Source organism: Candidatus Poriferisodalis sp. (assembly GCF_965215815.1).
In the GTDB taxonomy this organism is placed as follows: Bacteria; Actinomycetota; Acidimicrobiia; order Acidimicrobiales; family Poriferisodalaceae; genus Poriferisodalis.
This window is the reverse complement of record NZ_CBDCEO010000013.1, coordinates 1,239,426-1,253,184: the sequence shown is the minus strand read 5'-3', so window position 1 is coordinate 1,253,184 and position 13,759 is coordinate 1,239,426. Positions and strand designations below refer to the sequence as shown.

The 13,759-nt window shown below is 67.1% G+C and carries 13 protein-coding genes, 1 tRNA gene and 1 other RNA gene; 5 read left to right on the top strand and 10 right to left on the bottom strand.

The features are described from left to right. Window positions 1-23: 23 nt before the first annotated feature. The 6 genes from ACOOHB_RS15735 to ccrA form a co-directional block, all read right to left on the bottom strand. Window positions 24-1,730 carry an ABC transporter ATP-binding protein gene (locus tag ACOOHB_RS15735; protein ID WP_420445754.1) on the bottom strand — a complete coding sequence of 569 codons (1,707 nt, stop codon included), beginning with the start codon at window positions 1,728-1,730 and terminating at the stop codon, window positions 24-26. Continuing rightward, window positions 1,730-2,764 carry an ABC transporter permease gene (locus tag ACOOHB_RS15730; RefSeq protein WP_420445753.1) on the bottom strand — a complete coding sequence of 345 codons (1,035 nt, stop codon included), beginning with the start codon at window positions 2,762-2,764 and terminating at the stop codon, window positions 1,730-1,732. The genes ACOOHB_RS15735 and ACOOHB_RS15730 overlap by 1 nt, the downstream gene beginning before the upstream one ends. Then, window positions 2,761-3,924 carry an ABC transporter permease gene (locus ACOOHB_RS15725; protein WP_420445752.1) on the bottom strand — a complete coding sequence of 388 codons (1,164 nt, stop codon included), beginning with the start codon at window positions 3,922-3,924 and terminating at the stop codon, window positions 2,761-2,763. The genes ACOOHB_RS15730 and ACOOHB_RS15725 overlap by 4 nt, the downstream gene beginning before the upstream one ends. Before the next feature lie 56 nt (window positions 3,925-3,980). Further along, window positions 3,981-4,988, bottom strand: a complete 1,008-nt coding sequence (locus ACOOHB_RS15720; RefSeq protein ID WP_420445751.1) for a BMP family ABC transporter substrate-binding protein — start codon at window positions 4,986-4,988, stop codon at window positions 3,981-3,983. Window positions 4,989-5,056: 68 nt separating this feature from the next. Then, the gene (gene mce / locus ACOOHB_RS15715) at window positions 5,057-5,458 is read right to left on the bottom strand and encodes a methylmalonyl-CoA epimerase (RefSeq protein ID WP_420445750.1); all 402 of its coding nucleotides are present in this window, start codon (window positions 5,456-5,458) and stop codon (window positions 5,057-5,059) included. A gap of 43 nt (window positions 5,459-5,501) precedes the next feature. Next, a complete protein-coding gene (gene ccrA, locus ACOOHB_RS15710) occupies window positions 5,502-6,863 on the bottom strand; it encodes a crotonyl-CoA carboxylase/reductase (protein WP_420445749.1) in 1,362 nt (453 codons plus the stop codon). Window positions 6,864-7,014: 151 nt separating this feature from the next. Between ccrA and ACOOHB_RS15705 the strand changes: the two genes are divergently transcribed. Next, window positions 7,015-8,196, top strand: a complete 1,182-nt coding sequence (locus tag ACOOHB_RS15705) for an acetyl-CoA C-acetyltransferase (protein ID WP_420445748.1) — start codon at window positions 7,015-7,017, stop codon at window positions 8,194-8,196. Here the strand turns inward: ACOOHB_RS15705 and ACOOHB_RS15700 are convergent. From ACOOHB_RS15700 to dnaX, 4 genes are all read right to left on the bottom strand, one after another. Further along, entirely contained in the window at window positions 8,193-8,579 is a 387-nt protein-coding gene (locus tag ACOOHB_RS15700) for a hypothetical protein (protein WP_420445747.1), read from the bottom strand. The two genes, ACOOHB_RS15705 and ACOOHB_RS15700, sit on opposite strands and share 4 nt — an antisense overlap. A gap of 174 nt (window positions 8,580-8,753) precedes the next feature. Then, window positions 8,754-9,236, bottom strand: a complete 483-nt coding sequence (locus tag ACOOHB_RS15695; protein WP_420445746.1) for a hypothetical protein — start codon at window positions 9,234-9,236, stop codon at window positions 8,754-8,756. A gap of 135 nt (window positions 9,237-9,371) precedes the next feature. After that, window positions 9,372-9,968 carry a recombination mediator RecR gene (gene recR / locus ACOOHB_RS15690; protein ID WP_420445745.1) on the bottom strand — a complete coding sequence of 199 codons (597 nt, stop codon included), beginning with the start codon at window positions 9,966-9,968 and terminating at the stop codon, window positions 9,372-9,374. 87 nt (window positions 9,969-10,055) lie between these two features. Beyond that, window positions 10,056-11,912: a DNA polymerase III subunit gamma/tau gene (gene dnaX / locus ACOOHB_RS15685; protein ID WP_420445744.1), complete on the bottom strand. Its 1,857-nt coding sequence runs from the start codon at window positions 11,910-11,912 to the stop codon at window positions 10,056-10,058. 76 nt (window positions 11,913-11,988) lie between these two features. Between dnaX and ffs the strand changes: the two genes are divergently transcribed. The 4 genes from ffs to tadA all read left to right on the top strand — a co-directional run bounded on the left by ffs (window position 11,989) and on the right by tadA (window position 13,720). Beyond that, window positions 11,989-12,087: signal recognition particle sRNA small type (gene ffs, locus ACOOHB_RS15680), an RNA gene on the top strand. A 50-nt stretch (window positions 12,088-12,137) separates the two neighbouring features. After that, window positions 12,138-12,226 (top strand) — tRNA-Ser (locus ACOOHB_RS15675). Between the two features lies 1 nt (window position 12,227). Continuing rightward, window positions 12,228-13,244: a sterol desaturase family protein gene (locus ACOOHB_RS15670; RefSeq protein ID WP_420445743.1), complete on the top strand. Its 1,017-nt coding sequence runs from the start codon at window positions 12,228-12,230 to the stop codon at window positions 13,242-13,244. Continuing rightward, window positions 13,241-13,720: a tRNA adenosine(34) deaminase TadA gene (gene tadA / locus ACOOHB_RS15665; RefSeq protein WP_420445742.1), complete on the top strand. Its 480-nt coding sequence runs from the start codon at window positions 13,241-13,243 to the stop codon at window positions 13,718-13,720. The genes ACOOHB_RS15670 and tadA overlap by 4 nt, the downstream gene beginning before the upstream one ends. Window positions 13,721-13,759 lie beyond the last annotated feature (39 nt).

The following is a 13,759-nucleotide window of genomic DNA, read 5'->3' as shown; positions in this document are numbered from 1 at the left end:
CACCGAGCGTGTGCTACCGATCCCTAGAGGGTGGTCGCGGGGGTGGCGCCGGCCATGAACAGGCCGATCTCCTCGCGGGTAGCCGTAACGGGATCGACCACTGCCACGATGCGCCCCTCGTACATGACAACAATCCGGTCGCTGAGTGCCAGCACCTCGTCGAGTTCGGCGGACACCAACAGCACCGCCGTGCCGTCGTCTCGGCGTTCACGGATGCGGCGCCAGATGAACTCGATGGCGCCGATGTCAATGCCGCGGGTGGGCTGAGCGGCGATCAACAGATCGATGTCGTCGGAGAACTCGCGGCCCACGATCAGCTTTTGCTTGTTGCCGCCCGAGAGGCTGTCCGCAGGCGTGTCCACACTCGGGGTGCGCACATCGAAGGTCGCGACGACATCTTGGGCATGTGCATCAATGCGGTCGCGGTGCAACATCCCCGCTGCCGAGAACGGCCGCCTGAAGTAGCGGTTCAACACCGAGTTGTCGGCCACCGAGTAGGAGCCGATGAGGCCGTGCTTGGCCCGGTCCTCGGGAATGTGACCCACGCCGATGACCGTGACCCGGCGCGGTCGTGCTCCCGAGGCATCCTGATCGTTGATTGAAACGGTGCCAGAAGTCGCGTTGCGCAGGCCGGTGATGGCTTCCACCAGCTCCCTCTGGCCGTTGCCCTCCACGCCGGCCACGCCGACGATCTCGCCAGCACGCACCGTGAGCGACAACTCGTCGACGGCGCGCTGGCCGCGGTCGTCGTCGGCGCAGAGGCTGCGGATGTCGAGCACGACCGGCCGTGCGTCGTCTGAGGGCTCAACAGCGGGCGACTGCGTCCCGGCAGACTCGGATTCTGGTGTTGCAGCGGCCGTCGCGATCGGGCCTGCGACCGCGACGACACCCGACTCGATGCGGTCGCCGCTCAGGTCCACAGCCCGACCGACCATCAGCTCGGCCAGCGCTGCTTCGCTGGTGTCCGCCGGCGTCGTGGTGCCCACCACCCGTCCCTCACGCAGCACAACGATGTCGTCGGCCGCAGCCATGACCTCGCGCAGCTTGTGGGTGATGAACACGATGCCGACGCCGCCGGCGGTCAGGCCGCGCAGCACGTCGAGCAGGTGGTCGGTTTCCTGCGGGGTGAGCACCGCAGTGGGCTCATCGGCAATCAGCACTCGGGCGTCTCGATACAGCGCCTTGAGAATCTCGACTCGTTGCTGCGCGCCCACCGGCAGGTCCTCGACTGCGGCGTCTGGATCAACGTGCAGGCCGAAGCGCTCCGCCAGCTCCAGGACGCGTCGGCGGGCCTGGGAGAGGTCAACCATCCCAAACCGGTGCGGTTCGGCACCCAGCACGATGTTGCGCACGACGCTCATCGGGGGCACAAGCTGGAAGTGCTGGTGCACCATGCCGACGCCTCGTGCAATGGCGTCGTGCGGGCTCGACAACTCCACCTTCTCGTCGGCAATCACCACCTCGCCCGCATCGGGCCGGTGCAGCCCGAACAGCACGTTCACGAGGGTGCTCTTGCCAGCGCCGTTCTCGCCCAGCAGCGCCAGGATGCGGCCCGGTCGCAGCTCAACCGACACGTCATCGTTTGCCACCACGGAACCGAAGCGCTTGGTGATCCCCCGCCCTGCCAGCAGCACCTCGGGCACGCGCTGCGCAGCAGTGGCATCAGACTCGCGCTGCGAAGCAGCGGCATCAGACTCAGCCTGCGCGCCGTTTGCGGGAGATGCAGCCATCAGTGAACTTCGTAGGGCTGACCAAGCGCGGCGGGGTCGCGCATGTTGCCGAACAGGCCTGCGGCTGCCACCACGATGATCGTCACCACAAACGGCAGCATCCCCACGAACTGCGCCGGAATGTCGAACGTGTCGTTCAGCTGGAACTGGTTCTGCAAGGCCGTGGTGAAGCCGAAAAACAGGGCCGCGGCATAGGCACCGAGCGGCGTGCGGCGGCCGAAAATCATGACGGCAAGCGCCAGGAAGCCGCGGCCGCCCGACATTGCACGGCTGAACGTGCCGACGGCCTCGAGGGCAAGGTATGCGCCGCCGAGACCGGCCAGCCCTCCCGCCAGGGTCACGTTCAGATACCGCAGCCGGATCACGTCGACGCCGACCGTGGCGGCTGCGCCTGGGTGCTCGCCGATGGCGGTGGTGCGCATCCCCCACACCGACCGCAGCAACAGCACGTGCAGCACAACAACCAGCACGAGCGCGACGTAGGTGAGCGGCGGGCGGTTGAACAGCGCCCTGCCGACGACCGGCAGGTCGGCCAGCGGCCCGAGTTCGATCGCCTGGTACTTGAGCTGGCCGAGCGAGCGTCCGCGGTCGTAGAAGAACGACGTGAGGCCGAGCGCGGCAATGTTCAGCACCGTGCCGGCGATGATCTGGTCGGTGCGCAGCCCGATCGACATCGCGGCCAGCATCCAGCCCATCGCGAGCCCCATGGCCACGCCGGCCACCACGCCCGCAGCGAGCGATCCGACGATCGACGCCACCGTGAACGCCGCGAACGCCGACATCAGGAACTGCCCCTCGATCCCGATGTTGACGATTCCCGAACGCTCGCCGATCATCCCGCACATCGCTCCGAGCACCAGCAGCGTGGCCGCACGCACGGTCCCCGACATCACAGCAGTGGTCTGCGGGCCATTCCAGGCGTAGAAGCCCCACACGCACACGACGACCACGACGGCTCCCGCCACGGTCCAGATGCGCGCCGGACTCCAATGCCGCCGCGCAGCGGTCCCCGACGACGCCTCGATCGCCGTCATCGGCCCCAGCCAGCGCCCAGGGTGAGACGGCGATCATCGGCGTCGCGCAGCCGCAGCAGCCAGCGCACAATCATCGGCGCAGCGACGAACAACAGGATCAGCGCCTGGATGACATCGATGATCTCGGGTGCAACACCCGACTCGAACTGCATCTTGGCTGCACCGGCTTCCATCACCCCTACGAGCAGGCCCGCGGGGATCACGGCCATCGGGTGTGTCCGCGCCAGCAGTGCGATGGTGATGCCCTCGAAACCGAGGCCCACGTTCACACCCGCTTCGAACCGCCCGTCCACACCCAGCGACTCGACCGCGCCGCCGAGGCCGGCCAACAGCCCTGACACCGCCATGACCGACGCAATGATCCACCCCACCGAGATGCCTGCGTACCGGGCGGCGTGACGGTTGGCCCCGACACTGCGCACCTCGAAGCCGTACGTCGTGCGCTCCAGCAAGAACCAGCACGCCGCGGCGGCGGCCACCGCCAGCAAGAAGCCCGCAGGCAGCCAGCCCCATGTTCCGATGACGGCCGAGTCCTCCACGAGCGGGGTGCGGGCAATGATGTTCGAACCCGACGTGTCCTGCCACGGATTCGCCGCCAGCCAATCGGTGAGATTGCCGGCGACGAAGTTGAGCATGATCGTGACGATCACCTCGTGTGCTCCCGAGGTGGCCTTCAGCACGCCCGCGATCGCCGCCCACGCCGCTCCCGCAGCGCCACCGACGAGCAGCGCTAGGGGCAGGTGAATCACCAGCGGCAGCCCGTCGATGCCAAAACCGACACCTGCCGCGAATGCAGCGCCTACCAGCAGCTGGCCCTGGCCGCCGATGTTGAACAGGCCCGCCTTGAAAGCAAACGCGACCGCCAAGCCGCCGAAGATGAGCGGCGTTGCCTTCTGCAGAGTGCGCAGCACCGCATCGGCGTCACCCAGCCCGCCGAGAACTAGTGCCCCGTAGGCGCTGAGGACCGAATGGCCCTGCACGGTGATGAGCATCGCTCCCAGCACGAGCCCGAGCACGACCGATGCCAGCGGTACCGCTGCGGCGCGCAGGACGGCGCGAGCCGTGACCCGGGAGGCTGGGGCCCGCCGGGCCGCGGCGGCGTCGGTGCTCGCTGTCTGATCTGTCTCAGCGGGCGCCGATGAGCCAGCGGACGCGCTCACGGCGAGGTGAGGTGTCCGCGGCCCACGGCGACCGACTCAGTTCGTGCCTCGCTGGATCAGCCCGGCGGCCAGCCGGTGTCGATGCTGCCGTCGTTCAGGCCCACCAGCACATCGTCGAGCGTGGCACGCATGTCATCAGTGACGACATCGTCGAAATCGTGGAACGGAGCCAGCCCAACCTCGCCGAGGTAGTTGCCACCACTGAACGCACCTGCGTTGGCTTGGGCGACCAGATCGGCCACACCTGGGGTGATGAGCTTCATGGCGCTCGTCAACAGGCACGGCTGCGCTTCGGGCACGGTGTTCCACTGGTCGGTATCGACGCCCACGCAGTACGCGCCGTCTTGCGAGGCGATCTCGATGAGCGCCCCGTTGCCGGTGGAACCGCCTGCGCCGAAGATGATGTCCGCGCCTTGGTCAAGCGCCTGGCGTGCAGTGGCGGCACCCCAGTCGGGGTCGCCGAAGGCCACGTCAAGGCCGCCAGGGTGATACGTGGAGATCGTCTGCACGCCTGCGTTGGTGTAGCGCGCACCGTGCTCCCAGCCTTCCTTGAAGGCCACCACTGGCGGGACCAGGTCGGTGCCCAGCACGGCACCCACGATGTCGGTCTCGGTGAGCATGCCCGCGAGCGCTCCGGCCAAGAAGCCCGACTTGTCCTCGGGGAAGATCAACCCGGCCAGGTTGGGCAGCGTTTCGCCTTGGAACTGGTCGACGCCGACGAAGAAGATGTCCGGGTTCGCCTTGGCGGCGGCGATGGTGGCGTCGCCGAGACCGAAGCCGACGGTGATGATGACGTTCGCGCCGTCCTCGACGAACAAGCCGATGTTGTTCTCGTAGTCCTTGGCCTCTTCGGTCTCGATGTAGGTGGCCTCGACGCCCAGCGCGGCGGCGGCTTCCTGTGCGCCTTCCCACGCCGATTGGTTGAAGCTCTTGTCGTCAACCTTGCCGGTGTCGGTGACCAGGCCGATCTTGAACGCCTCGCTGTCGTCGCTGCCAGTGCACCCTGCAGCAAGCATCGCGACGACGGCAAGCACAATGGCCAGTCGTCTGGTGAATGTGGTCATGTCGGTCCTCCTAGTGGCACAGGTGGCGCGATCCGGTCCTGCGCGGCCCCGCCCCCGTGTAGGGGAGCCTATTCCTCGACGAGTTCGACCAGCGTGCCGAGGTTCCCCTTGGGATGGACGAACGCGACGGTTGTGCCGCGCGAGCCCGGACGGGGGGCTGTGTCGATGGGCACGGCGCCGGCGTCAATCATCGCTCCGAGGGCCGCTGCACAATCGTCCACCCGGTAGCCGATGTGGTGAAGGCCTTCGCCCCGACGCTCGAGGAACTTGGCAATCGGCGAATCGGGACGAGTCGCAGCGGTGAGCTGGATGTAGCTGTCAGCCACCTTGATCAGGGCTTCTTCGACACCGTCAGAGTCGACGATCTCACGGTGGGCGACCTCGGCTCCGAATGCCTCGGCGTAGTAGGCGACTGCCGCATCAAGGTCCTTCACGGCGATGGCGACATGGTCGATCTCGGTCAGGATCATCGGCTCAGCTCCTGCTTGTCGGCGGATTCGCTTGTCGGCGGATTCAGGCGTTGGCGGCTTCGAGCGATGCAGCGTGGCGCGCGAACAGCGTGATCTTGTCTTCACCGATCTGTTCGCGCTTGTCGGGATCGGTGATGCCCTGCCCCGGACCGGACGCCAGACAGAGCACGCCGAGCTTGCCCTCGTGCAAGTTGCCATGCACTTGCCACGCTGCAAGACCGGTCTCGTCCAGCGTGTACGTCTTGGACAGGGTCGGCTGGATGCGGCCCTGTCCGATGAGGCGGTTCATCGCCCATGCCTCGGCGTAGTTGGCGAAGTGGCTCGCCACGATCTGCTTGAGTCGCATCCACAGGTGCCGGTTGTCGTACTCGATCATGTAGCCGGTGGTGGCGGCACACGTCACGATCTTGCCGCCGCGCTTGGCGACGAAGACCGAAGCGCCCATCGTGGAGCGGCCGGGATGCTCGAACACGATGTCTGGGTCTTCGCCGATGAGGCCCCGCACCGTCTTTCCGAGGCGGCGCCACTCGCGCTCATCCTGGGTGTGCTCGTCAGCCCAGAATCGGTAGCCCTCGGCGCTGCGGTCAATGACGTGGTCGACGCCGAGCTGGTGGAGCAACTCGACCTTGTCGGGTGAGCTGACCACACCGATCGGCACGCCGCCGCCGTTGAGCACGAGCTGGCAGGCATAGCCGCCGAGCCCACCCGAGGCGCCCCAGACGAGCACCGAGTCGCCCTGTTTCATGCGAGCAGCGTGTTCGCCGACCAGCATCCGGTACGACGTGGATGCGCACAGCGCGTTCACGGCCGATTCTTCCCAGCTGAGATGCGTCGGCTTGGGCATGAGCTGGTTGGCCTTGACCACCGAGAGATCGGCGAGGCCGCCGAAGTTGCTCTCGAAGCCCCAGATCCGCTGGTTGGAGGCCATCATCGAGTCCTCGTGGGCGGCAGGGTCCTGGTCGTCGACGTAGTTGCAGTGCACCACGACCCGGTCTCCGGGACGCCAATTGCGCACCGCCGAGCCGACCTGCAGCACTACGCCCGCGGCGTCGGAACCCAGCACGTGGTAGTCGAGCGCGTGGCGGGCACCCCAGCGGCTCTCGCGGCCGAGCCGGTCCAGGAAGCCGAACGTCGGCAGCGGCTCGAAGATCGAACTCCACACGGTGTTGAAGTTGATCGAGCTGGCCATCACCGCCAGGTACACCTCGTCAGGTGCCAGCTCGGGCGTCGCGACCTCGCCGATGTGCATGGCTTCGCGGGGGTCCTTGTCGGCCGAGGCGCGGCCCTCGAACATTGTTTGCTCGTTGCGCAGTACGTGCGCCGCCCTGAAGCTCTCCGGGATCGGCATTGCCCCGAGATCGGAACCGGACGCACCGGCGTCGATGGCATCAGCGAACTGCCTCACGGGCCCGAACGCTAACGCTGCGGCGCGACGTCGAGAACCGCTGCGATCCCCCCACATCGGCAGCGTCGAGAGCCGTTTCGTACACTCGCCATTCACACATCCGTAGCTCGGCAAAGGGGCTGTGAGCGCGGGCAGAGGCGAGGGGGTCGCGATGGCTGGTTCTGTGATCGTCGGAGGCGCTCGGACGCCGATCGGCAAGTTCAACGGCGCGCTAGCCGGCCTGAGGGGCGCCCAGCTCGGCGGCGTTGCCATCGAAGGAGCGCTCGAACGCTCGGGCATTGCTGCTGCCGATGTCGACTACGTCGTGATGGGGCATGTATTGCAGGCGGGCCAAGGGCAGATCACGGCCAGGCAGGCGGCGACCGCAGCGGGCATTTCGATGGAGGTGCCAGCCATCACGGTCAACAAGGTCTGCCTGTCTGGCCTGAACGCCATCTACATGGCCGACCAGATGGTCACGGCGGGCGACGCTGACATCGTCGTGGCGGGTGGCATGGAATCGATGACGAATGCCCCGTACCTGCTGCCCGAAGGTCGCAACGGGATGCGGATGGGATCAGGCACCGTGCTCGACGCGATGGTCCACGACGGCCTGTGGTGTGCGTTCGACGACGGGCATATGGGCGACGGCACCGAGCGGGATGCCGCTGGTGCGGGGATCTCACGCAGCGCGATGGACGAGTTCTCGGCGCAGTCCCACGAACGTGCCGCGTCGGCTCAGAAGGAAGGCCGCTTCGACGACGAGATCGTCGCGGTCACTGTTCCGCAGCGACGGGGCGAGCCGCTGGCGGTGCTCGACGACGAAGGCGTGCGTCCGGGGACGACCTCGGAGAGCCTCGGCGGCCTGCGTCCGGCCTTCGCGCCGGACGGTGCCGTCACGGCGGGCAATGCATCCCAGATCTCCGACGGCGGCTGCGCGGTGGTGGTCATGTCTGCCGAAGCGGCCGAGCGGCACGGCGTCGAGCCGCTGGCTGAGATCGTGTCGTACGGCATGGTGGCTGGGCCTGACACCTGCCTGCTGCACCAGCCGGCGAATGCCATCCGTCGGGCGCTGCAGCGCACCGAGCTGGATGTCGAGGATCTGTCCTTGTTCGAGATCAACGAGGCCTTTGCCGCGGTAGCCCTGGCGTCGACGCAGGATCTGGGCGTGTCGCCCGAGATCGTGAACCCCAACGGCGGTGCGGTAGCGCTCGGACACCCCATCGGCATGTCGGGCGCCCGGCTGGCACTCACCCTCATCGGTGAGCTGCGCCGTCGCGGCGGCGGGTCCGGCGCTGCGGCGCTGTGCGGGGGCGGCGGCCAAGGCGACGCCGTCATCGTGCGGGTGGCCTAGGCAGCAATACGCGACAGCACCTCGGTCGCTACGCACAGCGGCCACAACGCGGCTTCGACAACATCGGCAACTGCCGACGCGTCGACGCCGGGAACCTCGAGGTAGATGCGGCTCGCTCCGAGCAGTTCGGTGAGCCGGGCGAAGGGGGCCGGGTCGACGAGCATCGCACCGATGACGGCTGCGGGCGCGGTGGCAATGGCCAGCAGCGCGCCACACGGATCCACGAACACCGCAGCGACGCCCCCCGGGTTAGCGCCGGCGCTCAGGCACAGTGCCCGGGCGTGGCATGGTCCGGCCACCATCACGCGGTCATCGGGCGACGGTCGGAACACCGCCACGGGCAGGTCCGGGGCAGCTTGGTCGTTGGGGTTGTGGGCAGCCATGACACTCCTCGAACGCGCAGTTCGAATGCGCAGGCCGCCGGGGAAGTGCCACCCGAAACGTATGCAGCTGCCGCGAGCCCGTCCAGCGATTTATTGCCTGGCCGGAACGGTGCCTGAACTCGTGGGTCGATCAGCTCGACATGGCGGAGATGAATTCCCCGGCGAGGAATGCAATCAAAATCCGAGCACCGCATCTGGCTCGACATCAAGTGCATCCAACGTGCTGCTGTGATGGTCGAGCCACAAGAGTGCTGGCTCGCTCAACAACTCGACGACATCGCGGATCCGTCGATAGTCGTCCTTGAGATTGCGTTGGAAGATGGGCTCGTGGTGGGCAATCCTGTTCCTCAGAGTACGCAGGCGGTCGAGAGTTTCATGAAGTCCTTGGCGATTCTTGATACGTCTCGCAAAGATCCTGTAAAGATCGGAACGCCAGATCGTCGTGTCGTAGGCATTGGCGAACAGCGCCACCCAGAATCCGAAGGGAAGTTCCGAAACGACGCGGTTGGCAGTTGGCTGCTTGCCGACCCTGCGGAGATGCTCAACTGCTCGCTCCACCGTGCTTACCTGGGCTGGCCGAAGCAGCCGTGCAGTGTCGAACCAACGAGTGCCGTGGGCCGCCCACGTCGCTGAATGCGAAAGGGTGATGAGCCACATTGCGCAACGGTATTGTTGACATGTACGCCCCCTTCAGCCTCTCCCCGGTCCGCCGGGTGATGCGGTAGGGGGCAGATTCCGTTTCGATGGCCTAGCGCTGCTGCCGCGAGCCCGTCCAGCGATTTACGCCGAGATCTACGGAGTGATGGTGCGGCGGTTGCGCAGCGCTCGTTCGAGCGTGAGTTCGTCGGCGTACTCGAGGTCGCCGCCGACGGGCAAGCCGCTGGCCAGTCGGGTCACAGCCACGCCGAGCGGTTCGAGCTGTCGGGCCAGGTACATGGCGGTGGTGTCGCCCTCGATGTTGGGGTTGGTGCACACGATCAGCTCGGTGACCGACTCGCTGTCGAGTCGTGCGAGCAGTTCGCGGATGCGCAGCTGTTCGGGGCCGACGCCTTCGAGCGGGTTGAGCGCCCCGCCGAGCACGTGGTAGCGGCCTCGGAAGCCGGCTTTCTCCATGGCAATCACGTCACGTGGTTCCTCAACCACGCAGACCATGCCGTTGCGTCGGGCCAAGTCGTCGCAATAGGCGCACGGATCGGTCTCGCTGAGGTTCCAGCACTGGCCGCAGAATCCGACACGGTCCTTGGCTGCGGTGATGGCTGCTGCGAGGCGGTGGGCGTCGGCCGCGGGCCGCTTCAGCAGCCAGAAGGTGATGCGCTGCGCACCCTTGGGACCGATGCCGGGCAAGCGGCTGAGCTCGTCGATCAGGTCTTCGACCGCGTCGTCGTACACGTCAGTCCCTGCTGCTGGTGGTGTGTCGCCGGCGTAGTTCCCGCCACCGTGCGTGAGGTAGAGGTCGCCCGCTGCCGGTCAAGGCTGTCAGGTTGTGCCCTCGTCGACGCGGACCACGACCGAGCCGGGAAAGCGCTCCACGATCTGGCGCACCTTGGACTCCTGCGATACCGCGGATGCGGTTGGGTTGCCGGTCTCGGACTGCTGGGCGGTGCCTCCCTCGGGCGCACTCGCAGCCGGAGCAGCGTCGTGTGAGGGCGGAGGCGAGGCGACCTCGGCCGGTGCCGCCGGCGCAGGCGGAGGCGGAGGCGGAGGCGGCGGAGGCGGCGGAGGCGGCGGCGCATCGTCGTGCGTCGTCGAGTCCGGACCGGCCACGTTGCCCGAACCGCTCACTTCGAGGCGGACCGTCTGGTCGAGCAGTTCCGACAGGACTGCTTCCACCTCGTTGCAGCGGCGCTGGGCCTGATCAACAGGCACACCTTCGCTGAGCAGGACGGTCACCACGTTGCGGTCGTGGGCGAGGACGTTGGCCTCGCGGAACAGCCCCGCGGCGACGGGACGAAGCCGCTCAACGATCTGCGTCTCCCAGATGCGCTGCAGATCCGCGGCCGTCATCGCTGATGCAGGTGCGCGCTCAGCCGCCGCTTCGCGTTGCGGTTCGGCTTCGGTGGGCGACGCGGGAGGTGCGGCAGCCGGCGGCGCCGAAGCAGCGGGCGGCGGGGGAGCGGGCGGCGGCGGCGACTGTGTAGCGACCCGAGGGGCGTCCAGGGAAGGCGGCGCCTTGGTTGCCGCCATAGCCGCCCGGGCGGCCGCGGGACCGCCAGTGGGAGGGGCAGCCCGTCCCGTCGGGCCTCGCGCCGGTGCCACAGGCGCAGCCGCCGATGCTGCGCCCGAACCCAGCAACTCGTCGGCGAGCAGGCCCACCAGCGCGGTCTCCAGCGTCAAGCGACGGTCGGCTGATTGAGGCATCTGCGCCAGCGCGCTGCCGAGGGCCTCGAGGGCTCGCACGTTGGCTCGGCGACCCATCGCGTCGCTCAGCTCACGCGCCGATGCGACCTCGGCGGAAGGCAGTTCCGCTGGCTCCACACCGGCACCCACCAGGAACATGTCGCGCAGACGGCGCGCCGTGCGCTCGGCGAGGTCCCGGGCGTCGACACCCGCCGACGTCGCTTCGGCCACCGCGATCAGCGTCGCCGCGAGATCGTTATTCGACAGTGCCTGCACCAGTGCGTTCACGTCGGTGCGGTCGTCGGGAATGCCCCCGGCCGCCAGCACGGTATCGAGCGCGGAGAGCGCGTCACGCACGGATCCGCCGCCGCGTTCGGTCACGTAGTCCACGACCACGTCGTCGATTGGCGCTCCAGCCGCATCGGCGATGGCTCGCACGTGCGGGGCCATCTCGTCCGCGCCGACTAGCGACAGCTCGAACTGCTGAGTGCGGCTGCGAATGGTGGGCAGCACCTTGTGCGGATCGGTCGTGGCCAGGATGAACACGACGTGGGACGGCGGTTCCTCCAAAGTCTTGAGCAGCGCATTCGAGGCCGCAGTGGACAGCATGTGCACCTCGTCGAGCAGGTACACCTTGCGGCGCCCGGAGCTGACGAGGGCTGCCTTCTCGGTCATGTCGCGGATGTGGTTGACCGAGTTGTTGGACGCTGCGTCAAGCTCGATGAGGTCCAACGAGGTGCCCGCGGCAACTGCGGTGCAACTGTGGCACGTACCGCACGGTTCCCCGTCGTCGCCGAGCGCCTCGCAGTTGAGCGCTTTGGCCAGGATGCGTGCGGTAGAGGTCTTGCCGGTGCCGCGGGGGCCGCTCAGCAGGTACGCATGGCCGACGCGGTCCTCGCGGACGGCATTGCTCAAGGCCCGGACCAGGTGAGGCTGTCCGACCACCTCTGCAAACCGCTGAGGTCGGAACCTCCGGTAAAGCGACTGGTGCGGCATCTCGCGGCGATCCTAACGGCGACTGTTCAGGCGGTTCTGCGGTTAGCGTTTGGAGTGTGTCGCCGTCTGACGTGGCGGCCGGGTCCTGTGCAACGGCGACCCGTGAACCGAGTCAGGGCCGGGAGGCAGCAGCTCTCAGCGGACCTTGTTGTGTGCCGCAGATCGCCTGGCCGCCTCGCCAGACGGCGACACACGGGATCGGCTTGCCGGTCCCGTATGCATTTCGGAGAGTTGCCAGAGCGGACGAATGGGCTCGCTTGGAAAGCGTGTGAGGCTTTCATCGGCCTCCGTGGGTTCGAATCCCACACTCTCCGCGTGACAGACTCGGAAGTCATGACCGGCAGCGGGTCACGCGGCATCGAAACCAAGGGTTTTGAGCCGGACCTGCCCATCTCGGTGTCGACGATCCTGGACTGGCCGCCCCGGCCGATCGCGACGCTGCGGCACATTGGCTTAATGATGCTTCCGCAGGGAATGCTCTGGGTGGCGATGTCCGCGGTGGTGTGGAACTTCTTCACGCCATCCATGGAGCGCATGGAGAACTTGAGCCCCAGGTGGATTCTGGAGATCTACCTCCGCAACGTGATCGTGTTCACGCTGGTCGCAGGAACACTGCATATGGCGCTGTACGTCAGGCGGGTCCAGCAGCAGCGCTACAAGTACAACCGTCGATGGCTCAGCACCACGAACCGGTCGTTCCTGTGGAACAACCAGACCCGAGACAACGTGTTCTGGTGCTTGGTCAGCGGCTGCGGGGTCTGGTCGGCGTATGAGGCACTCACCTTGTGGTTCTACGCCAACGACTGGATCCCGTCGGTGGAGTGGGACTCGGCATGGCTGTACATCTGCGCGCTCACGGTGATTGCGTCTCTGTGGTCGGTGACTCACTTTTATGGCATCCACCGGGTGCTGCACATGCGCTGGGTCTATGACCACGTGCACTACCTGCACCACCACAATGTGAACACGGGGCCGTGGAGCGGGCTGTCGATGCACCCGGTCGAGCACATGATGTACCTCAGCATGATTGTGCTGTGGTGGGTGGTGCCCGCTCACCCGTTCATCTTGATCCTCACCTTGCTGTCCAACAGCGTCGCAACGGCGTTTTCCCACTCGGGTTTCGAGCGCTTCGAAATCGGCAAGCGCTCCGGACCCACCATGGCGGGAGCCGACTACTTCCACCACCTGCACCATCGTTACTTCGAGTGCAACTACGGCAATAGGCCCGTGCCGCTCGACAAGCTGTTCGGCACCTTCCACGACGGCACGCCCGAGGCCCACGCCCGGATGCGCGAGCGAGCCAAAGCCCGCCGCGGCATAACGACTGCATGACGCCACGAAAGAGCGGCCACACTCTCGGTGTGACGGACGAAGCAGCCATTGAGCTGGCATTGGAGCAGGCCCGGCTGGCTGCGTCAGTCGGCGAGGTGCCCGTGGGCGCCGTGGTGATCGTCGGCGACGAGGTCGTCGCGGCGCGCCACAACGAACGCGAGACCACGAACGACCCCACCGCCCATGCCGAGGTGCTGGCCCTGCGAGACGCCGCGGCCGCGAGCGGCGACTGGCGGCTCGAGGACGCAACGCTGGCGGTGACGCTCGAACCCTGCCCCATGTGCGCAGGTGCAGCCCTGTCAGCGCGAGTGGCCCGGGTGGTGTTCGGGGCCTACGACCCGAAGGCGGGTGCCGCGGCGACCCTCTACAACCTGCTGGTGGACCCGCGCTTCAACCACAACTCAGAGGTGATCGGCGGCGTGCTCGAAGACGAATGCGGCGAGCTGCTCAGCCGCTTCTTCAGCAACCACCGCTGAGCTGACGCCTGAATCAGGGCGCCGACGAGATGCGAATCA